13 protein-coding genes and 2 pseudogenes are annotated in these 19,251 nt (G+C 68.1%); 5 read left to right on the top strand and 10 right to left on the bottom strand.

Going from position 1 to position 19,251, the window contains the following annotated elements; translation table 11 throughout:
• The 5 genes and pseudogenes from O3X23_RS31160 to O3X23_RS44340 all read right to left on the bottom strand — a co-directional run.
• Window positions 1-113: pseudogene (locus O3X23_RS31160) on the bottom strand (glycosyltransferase); the annotation flags it as partial.
• Window positions 114-245: 132 nt separating this feature from the next.
• Complete coding sequence (locus O3X23_RS31155; RefSeq protein ID WP_269275442.1) at window positions 246-806, bottom strand: hypothetical protein; 561 nt, start codon at window positions 804-806, stop codon at window positions 246-248.
• On the bottom strand, window positions 803-2,086 hold the full coding sequence (locus O3X23_RS31150) for a molybdopterin-dependent oxidoreductase (protein WP_443048033.1): 1,284 nt from the start codon (window positions 2,084-2,086) through the stop codon (window positions 803-805). Before O3X23_RS31150 ends, O3X23_RS31155 begins: the two co-directional genes overlap by 4 nt.
• Window positions 2,087-2,544: 458 nt before the next feature.
• On the bottom strand, window positions 2,545-4,362 hold the full coding sequence (locus tag O3X23_RS31145) for a glycoside hydrolase family 15 protein (protein ID WP_269275440.1): 1,818 nt from the start codon (window positions 4,360-4,362) through the stop codon (window positions 2,545-2,547).
• Between the two features lie 230 nt (window positions 4,363-4,592).
• Window positions 4,593-5,048 (bottom strand): chaplin, encoded by a 456-nt coding sequence (locus tag O3X23_RS44340; protein ID WP_443048032.1) that lies wholly within the window; start codon window positions 5,046-5,048, stop codon window positions 4,593-4,595.
• Between the two features lie 816 nt (window positions 5,049-5,864).
• Here O3X23_RS44340 and O3X23_RS31135 point away from each other — a divergent pair.
• Both O3X23_RS31135 and O3X23_RS31130 read left to right on the top strand, forming a co-directional pair.
• Window positions 5,865-6,173, top strand: a complete 309-nt coding sequence (locus O3X23_RS31135) for a chaplin (RefSeq protein WP_269275438.1) — start codon at window positions 5,865-5,867, stop codon at window positions 6,171-6,173.
• 307 nt (window positions 6,174-6,480) lie between these two features.
• Window positions 6,481-7,158, top strand: a pseudogene (locus O3X23_RS31130) (class I SAM-dependent methyltransferase); the annotation flags it as partial.
• A gap of 641 nt (window positions 7,159-7,799) precedes the next feature.
• Here O3X23_RS31130 and O3X23_RS31120 read toward each other — a convergent pair.
• A complete protein-coding gene (locus tag O3X23_RS31120) occupies window positions 7,800-8,657 on the bottom strand; it encodes a DUF4394 domain-containing protein (protein ID WP_269275437.1) in 858 nt (285 codons plus the stop codon).
• Between the two features lie 101 nt (window positions 8,658-8,758).
• Here O3X23_RS31120 and O3X23_RS43995 point away from each other — a divergent pair, with 101 nt between their 5' ends.
• Window positions 8,759-9,139, top strand: coding sequence for a hypothetical protein (locus tag O3X23_RS43995; RefSeq protein WP_331283967.1), 381 nt, complete (start codon window positions 8,759-8,761; stop codon window positions 9,137-9,139).
• Window positions 9,140-9,146: 7 nt separating this feature from the next.
• Entirely contained in the window at window positions 9,147-10,142 is a 996-nt protein-coding gene (locus tag O3X23_RS31110; RefSeq protein WP_269275435.1) for an anti-sigma factor domain-containing protein, read from the top strand.
• A 986-nt stretch (window positions 10,143-11,128) separates the two neighbouring features.
• Here the strand turns inward: O3X23_RS31110 and O3X23_RS31105 are convergent.
• The 4 genes from O3X23_RS31105 to O3X23_RS31090 all read right to left on the bottom strand — a co-directional run bounded on the left by O3X23_RS31105 (window position 11,129) and on the right by O3X23_RS31090 (window position 16,151).
• Window positions 11,129-11,446 carry a hypothetical protein gene (locus tag O3X23_RS31105; protein ID WP_269275433.1) on the bottom strand — a complete coding sequence of 106 codons (318 nt, stop codon included), beginning with the start codon at window positions 11,444-11,446 and terminating at the stop codon, window positions 11,129-11,131.
• A gap of 48 nt (window positions 11,447-11,494) precedes the next feature.
• Entirely contained in the window at window positions 11,495-13,243 is a 1,749-nt protein-coding gene (locus O3X23_RS31100; protein ID WP_269275431.1) for a nickel/cobalt transporter, read from the bottom strand.
• A complete protein-coding gene (locus O3X23_RS31095) occupies window positions 13,240-14,553 on the bottom strand; it encodes a tetratricopeptide repeat protein (protein ID WP_269275429.1) in 1,314 nt (437 codons plus the stop codon). The genes O3X23_RS31100 and O3X23_RS31095 overlap by 4 nt, the downstream gene beginning before the upstream one ends.
• Before the next feature lie 152 nt (window positions 14,554-14,705).
• Complete coding sequence (locus tag O3X23_RS31090; protein ID WP_269275427.1) at window positions 14,706-16,151, bottom strand: DUF4331 domain-containing protein; 1,446 nt, start codon at window positions 16,149-16,151, stop codon at window positions 14,706-14,708.
• Between the two features lie 1,732 nt (window positions 16,152-17,883).
• On the opposite strand from O3X23_RS31090, the gene O3X23_RS31085 reads away from it, so the two are divergent.
• Window positions 17,884-19,167 carry a hypothetical protein gene (locus tag O3X23_RS31085; protein ID WP_269275425.1) on the top strand — a complete coding sequence of 428 codons (1,284 nt, stop codon included), beginning with the start codon at window positions 17,884-17,886 and terminating at the stop codon, window positions 19,165-19,167.
• The last annotated feature ends 84 nt before the right edge of the window (window positions 19,168-19,251 follow it).

The following is a 19,251-nucleotide window of genomic DNA, read 5'->3' as shown; positions in this document are numbered from 1 at the left end:
GCCCGCCATCCGGACGGCATGCGCTCCAGCACCCAGGGCAGGGCGCCGGCCTCGTCCAGGCACGGCAGTACGACGTCGACGGGCGGTGTCGGGTGGTTGGTCACATGCTTCACCCTACGAAGCAGAACCCGACATTTTGGACTGCGGCTCCTTACGAAACACGGACGTCGGCCTTCTGGACCTACGGACCTGCCCGGTCACGCTGTTCTGGCACGTTCGATGCGGCCAGACGTGCTCACACCGTTTCAGGCTTCGTCATCCGGCGCCTTGTGCCCAGGTGGAGGTTGAGGAGCTGGTCCGGCAGATGGAGAGTCAGTTGGCGGTGCGCCAGGATCCGGCTGCGGGGTGCGTTGGCGCCACATGGAGGTAATCAGGCAGAGGGCTGAGGCGGCGAAGAGGACGGCGGTGATGAGCAGCCAGTGGCCGAGGAAGACGTCGGCGGGCAGGCCCGTAGCCAGGTGATAGCCGGGGACCTTGTTGAGGATCAGGGGGTACCAGGTGATCAGCAGGAGCAGTGCGACGAAGGTCGGTACGCGCAGGTAGTTGATCCACTGCTTGGGGGTGCGGTGGTGTTTCCCGGTGCCGCCGCGGGAGCCGAGAAGGGCTTGTGTCGCACGGTCGGTGAGGGTGTAAAGGGGGAGCAGCACCAGGTCGTGGATGAGGGCGGCGCCCACGAACCAGATCGCGATGCGGATCGTGTCGCCTTGGAGTAGCCGCGTCCCGGCGTAGGCGGTGAGGGCGAAGGAGCACAGAATGAGGAGCAGGTGCAGGGGGGAGGCGCCGTAGCGCTCGCGGAGGTTTTTCACAGGGTGCTCCCGAAGGTGAGGCGGGTGACCCATTTGGTGTTGTGCACGCCGGGGTTGGCGGGGACGATGATGCGGGCGGGGTAGCCGTGGTCCGGGGTGAGGTCTGCGCCGTTGACCTGAAGGGCCAGCAGCGAGCGGGGGTCGCGGACCTGGTTGTCCCGCAGCACCGTCGAGCGGAACGCGCCGCCGCGCTGTACGGATTCCACCGCGACGCCCGGCGGGCTGGTGTGCAGGCCGACGAGTGCGGCCAGGTCGGCAAGTCGCACGCCGGACCAGTCCTGGTTGTCGGTGGACCATCCCTCCACGCAGGCGATCGGCAGTGAGGCTCCGTGTTGCGGCAATGCCAGGACCTGGGCTCGGGTGAGGACGATCTGACGGGTGCCCGCGCGCACGGTCAATCGCCAGTCCGGCCCGATGTCACGGGCCTGGATGCCGACGTCGGCCGCCGTCTTGTTGATCTGGAAGCCGCCTGGACCCGAACCAGGGTTCGGCCCGCCGTGCGGGGCAAGCAGTGCGACGCGGCGCAGGGGCCCGCCGATGCTCTGCCCGGCCGTGACGACGAGCAGGGTCGCGGATCCCAGGCCCACCATGCCCAGCGCGCCGCGTCGCGACATCGTCGGTACGGCCGGCCGCGGTGAGACCAGACCTGTGTCGTCCGCGGGTTCGGGTTCGGTCCGCTCCAGCTCGGTGCGCAGCTCGGTGCGCAGCCGGCGGCTGCGCAGGGCGCGGACCATGGTCGGAATGCGGAAGGCGATGTGGACGACGAACGCGCCGATGAAGACCCACGCCCCGTAGAAGTGCAGGGTGTAGAAGGAGCCGGGGAAGATGTAGTGCAGCTGGATGTTGAGAATGCCCGTGATGAACTCGAACAGCACGCCGCCCACCAGGAGCAGCAGCGACAGGCGCTCCAGCGCGTGGCTGACCGAGCGCACCGGAGGCCACGAGAACAGCTTGGGGACCACTGACCACAGTTTGGCCAGCAGGATCGGGATGAGTACTACCCCCAGCGTGACGTGCACGCCTTGCAGGAGCCGATAGAGCCAGTAGGGGTGGGTGGGCCAGGAGAACAGGTAGAAACCCAGAATCCCCTTGTCCGGGGTCTGGTCGTTGACCGGCGACAAGTCCGGGTTGTATGCGGCGTAGGACAGCAGCCCGGTCACGAACATCACCGTGATACCCACGAGCAGAATCAATCCGAACACCGATGTCAGCCACGGACCGCGCAACGGGCTGCGCCAGAACCCCGGCCGGGCAGGACCCGGCGGCGGGCCCGCCGCCAACAACGCACGCAACCGACCACGCCGCTCAGGCTTCGCCGCCGGGTTGGCACGGGCGGCGGAAGTATCGGACTGCTTCGTCGCATCGGGCGAGGGCTCCGCCGCTGGCTGCCCGGGGCCGCTGTCTGGCGGTGTGCTCGCCCCGTCCGCCGGAGGCTGCGGCTGCGGTTTGAGGGGTGGGCGGCGGGCGTCCTGTTCGTCGTCAGGGGCGTCCATCTCGGTTCCTTCCCAGTTACACACAGTGTCCGGGAAGACCGTACGTCGTAACCATTGACGCACGGCGGTAGCGACTCCTTACGATTCGCGCCGTTCTGCCCGCAAGGGGCACCGGGTGCGTCACTGGCTGGGGCGCACTGCGGCGCCGATCGCCTGCAGGACATAGAAGTGGGTTGTCGGGCACCGACCAGCGGTGGAGACTTACCCCGGCCTGTCGGGGAGCCGCAAGAGCAGGGCACCGTCTGCTATCTCTGCGTGCTGCCTTCTGCTTCGTGGATGGCTCGGGCTGCGTTGACCAGGCCAATGTGGCTGAGGGCCTGCGGGTAGTTCCCGAGAGCTTCGCCCGTGGCGCTGGAGACTTCCTCAGCGAGTAGGCCCACGTCGTTGGCTTGGGCCAGGGCTGTTTCGAACACCTGCCGTGCTCCGGAGACATCACCGCTGATTGCCAGGGCGTGGGCGAGCCAGAAGGTACACAGCAGGAAAGTGCCCTCCTGCGTTGGCATGTCGTCTTTGAGGTAGCGATGTACCAGCCCCCGCGCGTCCATGAGTTGCGATCGGATTGCTTGGACGGTTGACCGCACGCGGGGGTCGTTGCCGGGAAGGAATCCCACCAGGGCCAGCACGAGGGCGGAGGCGTCCAGTTCCTCGCTGCCGAAGGCCTGGGAGAATGCTCCCAACTGATCGTTCCAGCCCTCTCCCTCGATCGTGGTGCGGATCTGCTCCCGGATGGCCTTCCAGTCCTGGACGCGATCGGCTGCTTGTAGGGCCGGTGCCATGTCGATGGCACGGTCCAGGGCGACCCAGCACATGAGCTTGGAGTGCAGGAAGTGCCGGCTGGGTCCGCGCACCTCCCAGATGCCCTGATCGGGTTCGCTCCACCGGCGGGCCGCTGCCTCCACCGCCTGTACGAGAAATGTCCGGACCGGCAGGTCGAGCGGTGCGTCGTGGGGCAGGCACTGGTGGGCGGCGTCGAGGAGTTCGCCGTAGACGTCCAGCTGCCGCTGCCGCCAGGCGTCGTTGCCGGTACGCACCGGGGCGCTGTGGCGCCATCCCGCCAAGTGGGGCATGGGCCGTTCGCTCAGGTCACGTTCGCCTCCGATGCCGTACATGACCTGCAGGTCCACGCCGCGCTGCAGCTGGGTGGCTGCGGCGCGGGCGAGGAAACCGAAGAAGGCGCCCTTCTCCTTGTCGCACGATGCGGTGGCCAGGGCCTGGAGGGTAAAGCTCGCGTCGCGCACCCAGGTGTAGCGGTAGTCCCAGTTGCGGTCTCCGCCGATGCTCTCGGGCAGCGAGGTAGTGGCGGCCGCCACGATCGCCCCCGTCGGGGCGAAGGTCAGCGCCTGCAGTACCCGCCCGCTGTGCTCGACCTGCTCCTGCCACGGCCCGCGGTAGGCCTGGTGCAGCGCTGTCCAGGACCGCCAGCTGTTGGTGGTGTCCGCCAGGCGCCGTCTGATGCGCCGCCGGCTCCACGGTCTGGGCTCGTCGCCCCAGGCGGGGTGGGCGTGCAAGGCCATGTCGAGCCGGTCACCAGCTCGCATCATGATCTGGCCTCGGGCGGTGGACTGCTCGATCGCGAGTTCGATCGGTGCAGACAGCATCAGGCTGTGGGAGCCCCCGCGCGCAATCAGGCCTCCTCTGACCAGGGACATCAGGGGGTGGACCAGGCCGAATTCCGGCCGCGGAGCGTAACTGACCTCAACCACCACACGGCCTTCGCTGCAGGTGACCTGCCGCAGGAGCGCCCCGGGGGATGCGCTGCCGAGCGCATGGCCTCGCTCTCTGCGTCCCACGGCGAGCGCATCCACCAGGACAACCGTCCCGGTACGGGTGCGGAACGTCGTCTCGAGCACCAGGGCACCGTCCCGGTACCGCCGGCTGACCTCGGTACTTCCACAGGGACGAATGGACCAATGACCCGCATCGGTGTCAAGAAGGCGGGCGAAGACTGCCGGGCTGTCGAAACGCGGCAGACACCACCAGTCCACCGACCCGTCCGAACCCACCAGGGCAGCCGACCGGCAGTCCGACAGCACCGCGTAATCATTGATCGGACGCTCACTCACCCACAGCCTCCTGTAGTCGGGGCGTCGGAAACATGCCAACTGCCATCGGGACCCCGACCCTTCCCGGGGCAGCGGGAAGACCGGACCGTGCGTCAGCCCAGACCCCTCTGAATGGGGTGGCACACGATCCGGCAAGAAGTCGATCACCCGAAGGCCGGCTCCGCACGCCGCACCGCCGTACGACGTCACGCCGGCAACCCGGTCAGGCGCTACCAGGCGCCGAACCGCGATCAGTAGTCGCAGTCGTCCTGGTGATCGCTGTGCATGTCGCCGCCCTGGTGCTCGGTGCCCCCCTGGCCGCCCTCGTCGCCGCTGTGGTGGTGGTTGCTCATCTGGCCCTTGCCGCTGTGGTTGTCGCCGCCGCGGTTGTCCTCACCGCGGTTGTCCTGGCCCCAGTTGCCCTCGCCTCGGTTGTCCTGACCGCCCTGGCCGCCCATGTAGCGGCCGGATCCGTTCTCGCAGCGGTTGCCGAACGCCGGGTTCAGCGCACCGAGCACGCTGACGGTGTTGCCGCACACGTTGACCGGAATGTGGATGGGGACCTGGATCAGGTTCCCCGACAGGACACCGGGCGAGCCGACCGTGTAGCCCTCAGCGCCGGCGTCGGCGGCGGCCAGTCCCGCACCGCCGAACAGCGCGGCGCCCATAGCGGCGATGACCGTGGCGGCCTTGGCAATACGCATCATGAAGATCTCCCTGAAGGTGAGACAGCACCACATCCGGTGCGGCACGGACCTCACGATCAACACCACGCCCGGCACCGCCGACCGCGCCCCGACACGCCCATTTTGCCGGGATCGAAGCCACATCTCACCGCAACAGCCCCCCGCTGGCCCCGGAGCAATCACCCAGGACTCCGCGAAGCACCGGACCATCCACGCCGTGCCCGTCGCGTCGAACGGCTCCTCGCAACGCCTGTCCCGCCGGCAGCTGGCATGTTTCAAAAGAGGGATTTGTGTCTATGCAGTGGTGCGGATGCGCTCCGCCCTCACCCTCCGCCCACAGCGGGGGCCGAGCATGTCAGCGCAGGCCGCGGTCTCGGGTCTGCAGGCCCGGCGGGGGCAGCACGTGTCAGGTGGCTCCAGCACGCCGCCCCCGCCCTGGTCATGACGGCCGCACGCATCCACCATTTCGCACATCGAATAATTGGCCGACGGCTGCGGGGTGGCCGCAGGTGGGTTCGGGGCATCGAGGAGTGTCGGATGATGCGGCCGGGTCTGGCAGGGAAAGGGATCCTGCTGCCGGGCCCGGCCGGACCTCGATGTCGCACCCGATGAACGAGCTGCCGGCCAGTCGCGTCACGGCAGGAACCGCCGCCCAGGATCCCCGTTCACCCGAACGGCCCTCCAGGCCGTTTCCGCGCACCGCAGTGCGCCCGCGATGTCGTGAGAGGTTCGGTCGCTGGTTCGGTGGAACACCCGTGACCTGCCAGAGAGCAGGCCCGTTGGGGAGACGACGCCGCAGCCTACGCGGCGCATTCGCCTCTTCAAGGAGTCTCTTCGATGTCCCGTATTGCCCAGGCAGCCGCCATCACCGCCGCGGCCGGTGCCGTTCTGGCCGCCAGCGCCGGTATCGCCGCCGCCGATGCCGACGCCCACGGTGCAGCCGTCGGCTCTCCCGGTGTGCTGTCCGGGAACCTCCTGCAGGTCCCCATCCACGTGCCCGTCAACCTGTGCGGCAACACCGTCAACGTCGTCGGCCTGCTCAACCCCGCGTTCGGCAACACCTGCCAGAACATCAGCAGCCACCACGACGACACCAACGACAACGAGAACGGCGACTGGGCCGGCCACGACGGCTACCAGCGCTGACCGCTCCTTTGCATCACCCGGGCCGCCCGAGGCAGGGACGCCAGCCCGCACGAGGACGGGCCCAACGATCGCCCTGTTCCCGTGACGCGTCCCCCTCCGGCGGCCCGGGCCAGCCCCACTCGCACAGCCGATGCCCCGCCGAGGATCGGCATGTCCACCACCTGGTGGTTCAGAAGGCAAGCACCACCTCAGGCCGACACTGGTAGTGGTTTCGTTGACCTTGCGGTGTGGCTTTGGTCGGCGCGGTCCTTCACCGTTGAGCAGTGAACGAGAAGCACCCCCTGGAGATCCCCAACGAGATGCGCCAGGCCATGGCTCCCTGAGCCTGCATGCCGCGCAGACGTACAAGGCGCAGGTCACCGCAGTCACGCTATCGACTGAGCAACGCGACTTCGTTGCCGCACGGGTCGAGCGGCGGGGTCTGGCCGATCTGGTGGACGTACAACTGCGGCACTACCGGGACATCGAGGGGGGAGGATACGACGCCGTGAGCGCCATCGAGATGGGCGAGCATGTCGGTGACGTCGAGTATCCGGCGTTCGCCCGCCGCCTGTATACCCTGCTCCAACCGCGCGGCCGCCTGTTGGTGCAGCAGATGTCGCGAGGGGCCCATGCGCCTGGGGGTGGGGCGTTCATTGAGACCTACATCGCCCCCGACATGCACATGCGACCTGTTGGTCAGACCGTCGATCTGTTGGAATCGGCCGGATTCGAAGTCCGGTCGGTTGAATCACTGCGCGAACACTATGCGCGCACCATTTCCGCCTGGCATCACACACTGGAAGAACGTTGGGACGACTTCGTTTCCCTGGTCGGACACCCTACTGCTCGCGTCTGGCGACTCTACTTGGTTGGGGGTGCGGCAGCTTTCGCCGAACGGCGCATGGGCGTCGACCAGATTCTCGCGGTACGGCCCATTCGAGAGGGCCACTCGAGCATGTCCCTTACCCCGCACCACTGGTATGGGCAGCAAAATTCACGCTGACCACAGGGGCGGGCGCTGCCAGACTGGAGTGCGACCGGGATGTCTTTGAGTACGATGCGGTCTGGTGCGGGGCCGCCCGCGTCGGCGGGGAACACGCACACGGCCCATCACTTCCGTGAAGACGGGCGCGTCGCCGGCCTGTCCGGCGGTCAGGACGAAGGCCAGGGGGCTGCAATGGGCGTCGGAGGTGAGGTGGATCTTTGTGGTCAGCCCGCCGCGGGACCGGCCGATGACATGGTCGGTCGGCTCGCCCGCCGGGGCCCCTTCTTTGCGGGGCCCCGGCCGCGTGCGCGCTGGTGCGCGCGCACGATCATTGAGTCCACCAAGACAGCCCAATTCCCATCCTCATCAGCGTCGGCCCGGGCCATCAACGCGGTGAAGGCCCGCTCCCACGTTCCATCGACCGCCCACATCCGCAACCGGTTGCAAACGTCACGCCAGTTGCCGTACGTCTCGCGCAGATGGACCCGCTACCATCCGGTCAGGAATTTGTAGGCGACCGCATCGATCACCTCACGATGATCCCGTCACCGGCCACCCCGGCGCAGAATCCGTTCCGGCAACAACGGCTTGATCCAAGCCCACGGGATGACAGCCAATGGCCCACCAGACCAACGATCCGATGATCCGAACGAAACGACCTAGTCCTGGGCCAGAGGGAGGGCGATGTCGAAGACCTGCCGGCCGGCGGGGAAGTTGCCGATGTACTCGGCCTTTCCATTCAGGACGTTGACGTGGTAGAAGCTGTAGGTGCCGCTCACCTGGAGCGCGGCGAAGCCCCGGTTGGTTCCGGCCTTGGGTGAGTAGTAGATGTCAAAACCGGCCGACGGGCCCGCGTTGACGCCCAGGCCACCCGTGGGCGCGAGGGTTCCGGCGTTGGCTGGGGACTGCAGCGAGACGCGGTCGTTGACGGTGTCGATGTCGAACAGTGTCGTCGCGGTCATGGTGTTCAGGTCGTTGTTGGTGTACGCGACGCCGGTGACGCCCCGCGCGGTGGTGGTCGTGGTGGCCGGCGGGACGGCGGGATTGGTCAGGGGGCCGTCGACAGTGGTGGAGCGGGGGGTGGCGGGGTCGTCGATGTTGTGGCGCAGATTCTGACCGGTGTCGCTGACCACGCGCAGCCGGTTGGCGGCCGGGTTGAAGTCGACGCCGAAGTTGTTGCCCTGCAACGCCACGGTCAACTGCGAGACCTTGCTGGCCCTCGCGTCGCGATCAACGGTGTAGACCCCGCCCTTGTTGCCTACGCCGTACAGCTTCCCGGTCTGAACACGGAAGTCGATCCCGACCAGCTTGGTGTCCCCCCGCAGGCCTTGCACACGACCGGACGAGCGGAGCGACGAGGGTGCGTCCTCGGAGAAGCTGACGAGCTGCTGGTCTGCGGTCAGGCCCATCACCCTCAGGCCGCCCCCATGTCCGTCGCCTGCCGCAGCCATGGTGGCCGACGCGAAGGGACAGGCCAGCGCGAGCGCCAGAGCGGGAACGATCATTGCTGTACGCATACTTGTCTCCCAAGGGAAATCAGCCCGACCTGACGCCGGGCGTCGCCCCCTGACACAAACACACTGCGTTGTGCACGGCGCGTCACAAGGGCCATCTGGGGATGACGCAGACCAACGCGCCCCTTGTTCGCATTCGGTGGCAGGTGTCCCACGGGCCCGCAGTGCGTGCGGTAGAGGTTGATCGCGGGCGTCCCCCGCCCGCCGGCGACGGGCAGCATCGCGACCGTACCCACTCTCCCGCAGAGCTCTCGACCTGGAAGGCCGTATGTGACGCGCTGTTCTTCCTGTTCAACGCCGTGATCGCGGTACTGGCCCTGGGGCTGGCGGTACGGATCCGCCGCTCCCAACTGTCTGTCCTGCGGGAGCGCGCCGCGCGCTTGGAGATCGAACGGGAGCAGCGCAGCAAACTGGCCTTCGCCGAAGAACGGACCAGGGTCGCCGCGAGGTGCACGACATCGTCGGCCATAACCCTCCCGTCATGATCACGCTATGGATGTGCGGATGCCCGGCATGGAGGCCACCCGCCGCATCGTCGCCACCGGCGGACGCTTTCGCGTCCTGGTCATGACCACCTTCGACCTGGCCGAATACGCCCATACCGCGCTGCGCGCGGGAGCCAGCGGCTTCCTCCTCAAGGACGCGCCGCGAAGAACTGTCGGCGGTCGCCGCAGGCGATGCCGTCGTAGCCCCGGCCCTCACCCGGCTCCCACGTCCTACCTGCCCGGCCGCCTTCACGGCCACAAGCCGCAGGACAACCCCGGCTCCTCACCCTCACTGAACGCGCTCTGGCCCGCCGAGGGGGACGAGTTCACCCGGCATCTCGCGGAGTGCCCCGCTTGCGACCAAGAGGTGCGGGAGCTGCGGGAGACCGCGTCCCGGCTGGCCTTCGCGGTGGCACCGAGGTTGCCACTCGCCTTGCGTGAACGCGTCGTCCGCGCGCTGTCAGAGGTACGGCAGTTGCCGCCGTTGATGGCCGGAAATGTCGTGGTGCCGTTGCGAGACAGGACTTGGCAGCGGTGGCTGCCGCATTTGGCCGTCGCCGCGTGCCGAGCTCTCGTGGCGAGTGCAGGCGGCTGGGCAGCAGAGGCGCAGCGCGAAACTGACCACCAGCGCTCGCGGGTGGTGCAAGCGGCGCAGCGCGTCTCCGACTTACAGATAGTGATGGCGGCGCCCGACGCCACGCTGCGGACCGGCTCGATGGGGGGCGGCGGCGCGGCGACCGTGGTCGCCTCCCAGCGGCTCGGACGCACAGTGTTCGTCTACCACGACCTGCCTGCGCTGGCCGCGTCCCGGGTCTACCAGCTCTGGTACAGCCAGAACGGCACGATGATCCCGGCCGGCCTCATCGCACCGGGCCGCACCGACGGCACCCAGCTCCTGACGGGCGGCCCGAGCGGCTCCGACGCGGTCGGAGTGACGGTCGAACCGGCCGGCGGTTCACGAACCCCGTCAGGACCCCCGGCGGCTGTCATACCACTTGAGTGAGCGAGCCGGATGTGCAGCGCAGACCTGCTTCGCCGTGACAATCCGCGCCGCAAAACCTCACCCAGAGGCATCGCAAACGCCCGCCACTTCGGCACCGAGTTGCCCGACTTCCTGCACCACCCCGCTGTATGCGCCGGCAAAGCCACGCTCCGCCGACCGAGGAGCGCCTTGCGGATGCGGTCCTCGGCACGAGCCAGTTGGCAGCGCGGAAGTCCCCACTGCCCCTGTGCGGCGACGGAGGTAAGACCCGTCGCAGTTGGCAGGGCCCTGGCGCCACCAGGGGCAAGAATGCGGCAGTCGTAGCGCACCGATCCACCGGGGGGGCAGCGTATCGGCATCGTGCGGGACTCGGGCTGCGGTCGGTGTCGTGCTCTGCAGGGCGGACAATCACGCCCGTAGGGTCGCCGACCCGGGCCCTCAGGCGTTATGGTCTGCGCACCTCCGGGCACCTTGCGTCCCTGAGTGTTGATGTTCATCGCAGCGTCGATGTCGTGACCGTGGCCGGTGTGACCACTGAGCAAGACCTTCGCACAAGCGCAGTGCCCCGCGCAGCAGCCCCATTTCCGGGCGAAGGGTCGTTGACGCATGCCAAGAAGAGAGAATCTCTCCTCCTCAAGCCGCGCCTTGAGGGCCGCGGCCGCAGTTTTCCCGGAGCTTGCCCGGTTGCCGGCCGTCCCAGTCTGACTCTTGCGCAAGTAACCGGCGCTGATGTGGCGATGCACGTGGACGGTGGGGGAATCGGCTGGTGGCATTTCCGGGGCCGACGGTTTGTTAAGAAGGCTCTCGTTGCTGCCGCCGCTCTGCGATCCTCGGTCGTTGGTCGCCGAGGTTGTTTAGCTGCCGACGGCCACGCTGTAAAGGACCTGCATTCACTTCGCCCGCATCGTGACCGTGGGTGACTGACGTGCGCTGCGGCGCCACAGTCATACGAGGTTCGTGCCAGCCTTGCGCGGAGATCGACCCACTCCGTAACAGAGCGGGGTTGGTCAGGGTTTGATGAGGCTGGCGTAGAGCTGGGCCCAGGCGGTGTCCTGTGCGGTGGCGGGCTTGGCGTCGCAGAAGGGGAGGGACCCTTTGGCGGTGTAGTACTTCATCATGGCGAGGACGGCCAGGGTCTTGGCGTCGCTTCCCCCGGTGTAGTCCTTGCTGGGGAGCACGCTCTGATGACTGCGGCAGGTGGGTTTCTTGCTGTCGGAGATGATGTCGGGTGCGCCGGTGCGTGCTGCGGAGGAACCGCAGCCGGTGAGCACGAGTGCGCCCAGCACGACGAGGGTGGCCCAACGGGTGCGGGCGGGTGTCGACATGGTCCACGTCCTGTCAGGTGGAGTGATGAGGGGACTGTGGCGAGCTGTTCATAGCGGCATCGCGCGCAGTGCGGTGCCCACCCCGACAGCCAGGATGAGCACAGCGGTGCCGAGCGGAGTGATCCGTGCGCCCCAGGTCGCGAACCGGCCGACGGATGCGCCGTTCAGGGCCGGGATCCTGTCGCGCAGTTTGAGAAGGACCAGGCCGGCGGCGGCCAGGGTTGCGGCCATGCCCAGGCCGTAGCAGAGGACGAGGGCGACGCCGAAGGCGGTTCGGCCCAGGGCGATGGAGCCCAGCAGGACGATCAGCGCGGAAGGGCTGGGAACGAGGCCGCCGGCGATCCCGATCCCGATTAGGCCACCTTTCTTGCGGCCGGCGGACTCGCCGTGGTGATGGTGGCCGAGCAGCCCGTGGCTGTGTCCGTGCACCTCGTGATGGTGATTGTGGTTGCCCTGCTCAGGTCCGTGCTGGTGGGGGGTGGTGTGCGGAGCCGCATGGCCGTGGTGCCCCTCGGGGCCCGTGGTGAGTGGTGGCTTCATTGTTGTGTCGGTCGCGGTGATGGCGGGGTTTCCGGCCGCGGCTGTGACGAGTTCGCCGGCTTCGACGGGCTCGGCGACCTCTCCATCGTCGCTGTGCGAGTGGCCGTGGGCGTGCTCGTGATTCCCGTGGGTGTGGCCGTCGTGCGTGTGCTGGCGGCTCTCGGGTCGCCCACCCGGCCGGGCGCGCAGGTTGCGCAGTGCGGCGGGCATGAGCCAGATGGCGGCGGCGATGATGAGCAGGCCGCTGATGGTGCCGAGCCAGGCGAGGGCCTGTTCGCCGACGAGTGCGGAGGACACGCTCAGTGCTGTGCCCAGGATTAGGACGGACGCGGTGTGGGTGAGGGTGACGGTGGACGCGACGGTGACGGCGTCACGTGGTCGGCCCTGTCGGCCGGCGAGGTAGGCGGCCATGATGGTCTTGCCGTGGCCGGGTAGTGCGGCGTGCCCGGCGCCCAGGACGAGAGCGAGCAGGACCGCGAGCAGTCCGACGGGAAGGGTGAGCCGGTCCCGGTCGGTGAGGGAGCCCAGCCGGGCGTCCAAGGCCGCGTACCAGCTGCCCAGCAGGCCCGAGCCCGGCGTATTGGCGGTAGCGGCACCGGGACCGTTGCCAAGGGTGATGCTGGTGTGGCGGGTGTCGGGCGGGTTGGACAGCAGGTCGGCGGGGTACGTCCGCAGCGCGTTCGAGATGGAAGCCGCGGGGACGTCCGAGGAGCCGATCCGCGTCCCGTCGCCGCGGGCGGTGATCTCGTGCCAGCCGATGTGGGACGGGTCGACGCCGGTGGTGAGTTCGAGGGTGCCGGCAGTGCCCAGGTCCGCAGGGGCACTCAGCCGGCATTCGAGCCGGCCGGTGTCCAGACCGGCTTGTCCACGCGCCAGCCGGTAGCCGGTCGACAGGACCTTAAAGGGCAGAGCCTGGACGGGTGAGGCCCCGGTGCCGCGTGGTTGCGCGGTCGCGGTGATGCCGTCGGCGAGTGTGGCGCAGGCGGTTCGTGCGTGGGCGGCGGCCTCGCCGGCGCTGAGCCGCCCGTCGTGGTTGGTGTCCAGGGCGGGCATGCCCTGCAGGGTGGGGATTTCGGCGGTGTCGATGACCACCAGGTCGTCGACCCGGTCGGGGCGGAGCGTCAGGCCGTCGTAGCGGTTGACGGTGAAGTTGCCCAACGGGTGGGCGGAGGCGACCGGTGCGGTCAGGCAGAGCAGGACCGAGATCCCGGCGAGGACCAGTGCGGCGCGTCGCGCGGCGGCGAAGGTGCGGCTCATCGTTTTCCTTGGAGGCGGGCCAGGCGTGCGCGTGCGTCGGGTGCGCGCAGCGGGGAGAAGGCGGGGTTGGCTGACAGGGCGGCCATCAGGTCGGTGCGCGCGGCCTGGGTGTCGCCGAGGTCCTGTTCGATGACGCCGCGGTGATAGCGCACGGTGGCATCACGCCACCCAAGACGGTTAGCCTCCCGCGCCAGCGGCAGCGCCTCCCCGTCCCGGCCGGCTTGGTGCAGTGCCCAACTCAGAGCGTCGGCGACCAATACGCTGTGGCGGCGGCCCCATTCGGCGGTGAGCAGGGTGACGGCCAGCTGGGGGTTGCCGTGGTCGGCCTGGTACTGGCCGAGGTTGAGGTCGTCGACGACGCCGTTGGCGGCGAACAGTTTCTGTTCGGCTTCCAGCACGCGGTACTGCGCACGCGCCTCCGCGGTACGGCCCAGGGACTCCAGCAGTTCGCCGAGTTCGAGCACGTACTGCGGTTGGGGGACACGGGCGATCGCTGTCTGGTAGTCGGTGACGGCCTGGGCCGTCCTGCCCAGTGCGGCTTCCGCACGGGCAATTCCGGCGAGAGCGGCGGTATAGGTCGGATCCAGGGCCAAGGCCTTGCGGTAGTGCTCCAACGCCGCAGCCGCAGATCCGGTGTTGAAGGCCAACTCGCCCAGGTAGTGCTGGCAGAAGGCCTGGTCGGCGGGGTTGGAGGCGTCCTCCAGCCCGCGCTGCAGGGCCTGTGCCGCCTCATCGCTTCGGCCCTGCAGCTCCAGGATGTAGGAGGCGCGGGTGAACGACGCGGTCGAGGGGTGCAGGTCCAGCATCCGCTGAACGGCGCCCTGCGCACCGGCGTCGTCACCGAGTTGCGTGAGAGCGTCGGCGAGAGCACCGTAGGCGGCCCACGCGTACGGATCACCTGCTACGGCCTGCTCGGCCCAGGTGCGGGCCTGGGTGAACTGGTGCCGGGCATTGGCCAGCCCCGCCATGCCGACCTGCGCGGGCGTATTGGCGTCCGCCTGCAACGCCAGCGAGCGCCGCAGCGCCGCCTCGGCCTTGGGATACAGCGTCGGGTCGACGGTGAGCCGGGCCTGCTCGACATACGAGGAACCCAACTGCGCCCACGAGGCCGCGTCAGCCGGCTGCCGGCGCAGTTTGTCCTGAAGGGCGCGCACCACCATGCCGATGGACGGCGCAGTGTGGGCCGCGCCAGTCGCCGGAGCAGGCGCCGCCGCGGGAGCTGGGGAGTGAGTGGTGTGTTCCAGCGCCGCGAAACCGGTCAGGCCGGCACATAGCGCGGCGGCGGCGGCGATCAGGGCGAGGCGGCGCATGAACGACATCCCTCTGTCAAACGATGGGCGTGGTGAGCCGTGGACGAATTGCTGGACGCGACAGACACGCTGAAGACGCCTCTTCGTCCAACGGCAGGTGTCGGTCGGCCGGTGCGGGCCAGTGGTGTCGGCCCGCACCGGCCGATGTGGGGCTAGCCGGCCTGGTTGACCGACCCGGTGTACGGCAGGGCGACGTACGGGAACGTGGTCCCGAACGCCTTGCCGGGCCCGTTGACGCCGTCACCGGCGGCAAGAGCCTGGATCAGGTGGCCGGGGGTGGCGCCTTCGAGTGCCTGGATGGAGATGTCGATGACGTCGTCACCCATGCGGCGGCCGTTGGGGAAGCCCTGGAAGTCACCGCCCAGCACGCCGAGCCGGTTCGGCTTGGCCGTAACCGGCGTCGACATGTTCAGCCGCAGTTCCTCGGCGGGAACGAACCACTTCTTGTTGATGTCGAGGTTCATCAGCTGCGAGTTCAGATCCACGGCCAGGGGCCCGTTGGCGGCCTTCGCGATCCCCGTCAGGAAGATCTCCTGCAGGTCGGTGCGCGGGGTCTTCGGGGCTGGGATGCCGTAGATGCCCTGGATGAGCTTGGGCAGCTCAGGGTCGAGGACCTTCGCGACGACCTTGGGCTGGTTGTGGTCCTCGGACGGCGGCAGCGCGTTGAACGCGTCCTTCAGCCCGGCCGGCACCACAACCTCGTTGACCAGTGGGTTGCCGAGGCGGGAGACCTGCACGTACTTGCCCGTGGGGGTCTGCTTGCCGGGGCTGAGCTGCATGGTGCGCCGCTCGGTGGTGCTCCACACCCCGATGACCGGGTTGCGCTTCGCGTTGCCCTTGTAGGCCAGTTTGGACTTGGGCACCTGGATGGACAACGTGTTGACGTTGTAGCCGTTCAGGGTGTTGTGCCCGGTCTCGGAGAGGTTGCCTCCGTAGAGCAGGTCGAAAACCCGCAGATCCAGGAAGAACGGGTCGGCCGCCTGGGTGGCGACGGTCTGGCCGCCACCACGCAGCTTCTGCGTGGCCTGATTGCGGAGCCTGCCGTAGTTCGGCATGGAGGCCTTGCCGACGTTGGACGGGGTGGCAATGCCGTCCGCGACGAGCGTGACCGGCTTCTTGCCCGCGCGGATCTCCTGCAGGCAGTAATGCTGGCGGAACAGCAGCGTCTTGTCGGTGAGGTTGTTGACGACGCCGTTGTTGTACAGGAACGTCTTCTCGCCGCGCAGGTCCTCGTTGCGGAACGTCCACCGGTAGGTCAGGTCCGGCTTTCCGGTGCCTTGGCTGTCGATGTTGATGTCGTAGTGCGCGTCAGCGGCGAACGGGTAGAAGTTCGGGCCGCCGTTCGGCTCCTGGAACGGGATCCAGTTCGCGGTGAGCGTCACCGTGTCGGACTTGTCCGGGCTGGTGAACGCGTACAGGTCGGTGTTGTCGACCTGCGGGTCAGCCGCGACCAGTGGCGCTTCCCGGTGGCTGGACGCCTGGCCGACACCGGATCCCGGTCCAGCCAGCGCGGCACCAGCGACAGCTGAACCCAGCGCCAGCAGCAGCGCTGCTGACTTCCACCGACTGCTGCCGGTGGGTGATGCGTTTACGGTCATGAAGAGTCTTTCTCTCAGACATGCGGACGGTCTCGGAGGATTCAGCCTCCGGACCCTCTTCGGAGCCGAGGACACTGCGGATTGGCCCAAGATGAAACTCCACTCAATAGGGGAGAATTTCCAGCCACCTCGCCGGTGCATTTCAGGAATCTATTCTCTGCTCAAGGGGACAAGACGCCCTGGTCATGCGAGGCGAGGGGACGCGGAATGGGACATTGTGGTTCACGCCAGGGGCTGTGCGCCTTCTCTCTCTCGCTTGCCAAGGTAGTCAGGGCTGTGCTGTCGACCCGGAACCCGTGCGGCCGTGGGCGCATCATTCAGTCAGCCGGATAGACGCTATGACGCGTACTACAATCCGCTGATAGAGCATGATCGTTCAGTCTTCCTGCGTTCTCGCTGCAGGTAGGAACCTCGTGCTTCTACGGTGTGCAGCGGGGCAGCTGGTGCGGCTGTACGAAAGGGACGGGCAAACCGCCAAAGCTCCCCACGAGGGTCGGCCTCGACCACTCGACCGTCTCCAAGTCCCCGCCCCGAATGCAGGATGCCGGGTTGTCGACGCGTGAGCTGGCCCGAACGCGACCAGCGGGCGATCATCGTCCGGCTCACCGACAGGGGCCACGCCATAACGAAGCCCATCGCAGCCATGTGGACGGCCCTGGAGGAGACTTCCGAACGAAATTCTCGTCCGGAACGGGTCGAGTCCTTCATCCCTTCGCGGCTGCCATCGAGAGGATGATCAACGACCAGGACACTGCGGCTGCCATTGTGGAGCGAGCGCGGTCCTCGTCGTTGCGAGGCAGTGCGTGGTACCGCACTTCGGACAGAGCAAGCCCGCGTTGGGACGGCAGGGCGAAGGTCCGCCGAAATGAGCTGATGCTTCGGGGTGGGCAGGACCACATGATGGGGGTTGTGCAGGTCGGGTCTGACGTGGAGCAGTTCGCCCGGCCCATTCAGGCGCTAGCCTGAATGGTCGTCGGACGCGTCGGTAGAGCGCGGCATCCGATTGCCGACTGGCTTGCGGTGGACCCCAAACTCTGGTCGACGGCCAGAACCGCCTCCGGCCGTGCTGCCCCACGCGTCGGGTCGGGCGGCCTGAACACGGGCATCTGCGGGGTGGAGCCTCGCCACACAGGGCGGTGCAGGCGGGGATCGGGTGGGCTGGTCGTCGTGGCGGCGGGTGCGGTGGCGGCCGGGTGGAGCATCCGTCCGGCAGCTGCGGTAGGTGGGGTTGCCGGTTAGGCGCTCCTCGTGGCGTCCGCGGGCTGTGGTATGGCCGTTGTCCAGAACGATGATCTGGTCGGCGTGCTGGGCCGAGGAGAAACGTCGCGCGATCACGAGGAGGGCGCATTCCAGTGCGGCGTCCCTATGACGGTGGTGAGGGTTCCTTCGTTGATGCTGTCGAATCCATTGTCGGATGCGCTCGCACGCCAGGGGTCGTCTCGCCGGGTGCACCGCGACCGCGCGTGCACCACTTCCGTGCCATCGGCGAGGGACCGCGTCGGAGTTCGTCCTGAAGACCTGTTGGCGACCGGCTCGCAAGGGGTGCGCAGGCGCGTGCCATCGGGGGACTTTCGGCCGTATATCGAGCCGACCGGCGTTCCGGGATGTCGGGAAGGTTCGTGGGGTAGGGATATCGCTTTCCGTGGGTCCGGACTGTGAGGGGCGGGGATCAGGGATGCATACCGGACGGGGGCTTCTTGTCCTGATGGGTTCGGGCGAGACCAGCCCCACTATGGTGACGCTGCACCGGGAGCTGGTGAAGCATCTGGAGCCGGACGCCGAGGCGGTGATCTTGGAGACCCCATACGGGTTCCAGGTGAATCGCGAGGACATCTCGTCGCGGTCCCGGGAGTACTTCCGTCGCAGTGTCGGGCTCGTGACCACGGTGATGGCCGATGCGGACGCTGATCTCGCCACGGGGGTTGATCCCGACGGCTTACGTGATCAAATACACCGAGCCGCCTGGGTGTTCTCCGGTCCCGGCAGCCCTTCGTATGCGCTGGGGCGCTGGCAGGAACAGGGCTTGGGGCAGGCCTTGGCCGATCGGGTGCGGCGGGGCCGTGGTGTGACGGTGATGGCTTCCGCCGCCGCGTGCACAGTGGGGCTGGCCGCGCTGCCCGTCTACGAAATCTACAAGGCAGGGCACCCACCGATGTGGCTGGACGGCTTGGACCTGCTCGGGAGCCTTGGTATCCCGGTGGCAGTGATCCCGCACTATGACAACGCCGAGGGCGGTACGCACGACACCCGTTTCTGCTACCTCGGCGAGAGCCGGCTGGCCGCTCTGGAAAAGCACCTGCCCGAGGAAAGCGCCGTCCTCGGCATCGATGAGCACACCGCAGTCGTCATCGACCTCGTCGCCGACAGCGCGCGGGTGTGGGGTCACGGAGTGATGTCGGTCCGGCGCCGCGGGGCCCTCACTCGGATACCTTCGGGCACTGTTCTGGCGCTGCACCGCTTGCGCGGCCTCGTCGCCGGTACAACGAGTGACTCTCCCGGGTCCTGGCAGTCGACCGAGCCCGACCGGCCGGATACGCCGCCGGCTGCCGGCGGACCGGTCACCCTTCAGGAGGCCGTCAACGCCGCAGAAGAGCTCTTCGAGTCGGCGCTGGTGGCGCGTGACGCCGGCCGGATGGTGGCGGCGGTCCTGGGACTGGAGGCTGAAATCAGCTCGTGGGCCGGTGACACGGAGGAGGACGAAGGTGGGCAGCAGTGGGCCCGGACGGTCCTGCGTGGCATGATCCGCAAGTTCGTCGCGCCGGCCCAGCAAGGCATGCTGGAACCGGAGCACACCCTGACCCGGGTCCTCGATCCACTGCTCGACCTGCGCGCTGCCCTGCGAGCCCAGGGAGCCTACGACCTCGCCGACCGTCTGCGCACGTCCCTCGCTGCGGGCGGTGTGCGGATTCGCGACGGCGCCCGAAGCAGTCGGTGGCAGCTCCTGCCGAGTGAGCACGCCGAAGCGATCGATTCGAGGGGATCCACCGTGGCTGCGGACGACGCCTCCTCGGTCTGATGCTTACGAGATGCAACTGCGGCTAGTAGGCAATAGAGTCGGCAGCGGGCCGCTTCATCCCGGCCTCCCGCCGATCCTGGAGTC

It is taken from the genome of Streptomyces sp. H39-S7 (assembly GCF_027158205.1).
GTDB lineage: Bacteria > Actinomycetota > Actinomycetes > Streptomycetales > Streptomycetaceae > Actinacidiphila.
This window is presented reverse-complemented; position numbering and strand designations above follow the sequence as displayed.

Bases quoted from the DNA above. Each gene is read 5' to 3' on its own strand.
- O3X23_RS44340 (WP_443048032.1), bottom strand. From the start codon at position 5,048: ATGATGCGTATTGCCAAGGCCGCCACGGTCATCGCCGCTATGGGCGCC.
- O3X23_RS31135 (WP_269275438.1), top strand. From the start codon at position 5,865: ATGTCCCGTATTGCCCAGGCAGCCGCCATCACCGCCGCGGCCGGTGCC.
- O3X23_RS31120 (WP_269275437.1), bottom strand. From the start codon at position 8,657: ATGCGTACAGCAATGATCGTTCCCGCTCTGGCGCTCGCGCTGGCCTGT.
- O3X23_RS43995 (WP_331283967.1), top strand. From the start codon at position 8,759: ATGACGCAGACCAACGCGCCCCTTGTTCGCATTCGGTGGCAGGTGTCC.
- O3X23_RS31110 (WP_269275435.1), top strand. From the start codon at position 9,147: ATGGATGTGCGGATGCCCGGCATGGAGGCCACCCGCCGCATCGTCGCC.
- O3X23_RS31105 (WP_269275433.1), bottom strand. From the start codon at position 11,446: ATGTCGACACCCGCCCGCACCCGTTGGGCCACCCTCGTCGTGCTGGGC.
- O3X23_RS31100 (WP_269275431.1), bottom strand. From the start codon at position 13,243: ATGAGCCGCACCTTCGCCGCCGCGCGACGCGCCGCACTGGTCCTCGCC.
- O3X23_RS31095 (WP_269275429.1), bottom strand. From the start codon at position 14,553: ATGCGCCGCCTCGCCCTGATCGCCGCCGCCGCCGCGCTATGTGCCGGC.
- O3X23_RS31090 (WP_269275427.1), bottom strand. From the start codon at position 16,151: ATGACCGTAAACGCATCACCCACCGGCAGCAGTCGGTGGAAGTCAGCA.
- O3X23_RS31085 (WP_269275425.1), top strand. From the start codon at position 17,884: ATGGTGACGCTGCACCGGGAGCTGGTGAAGCATCTGGAGCCGGACGCC.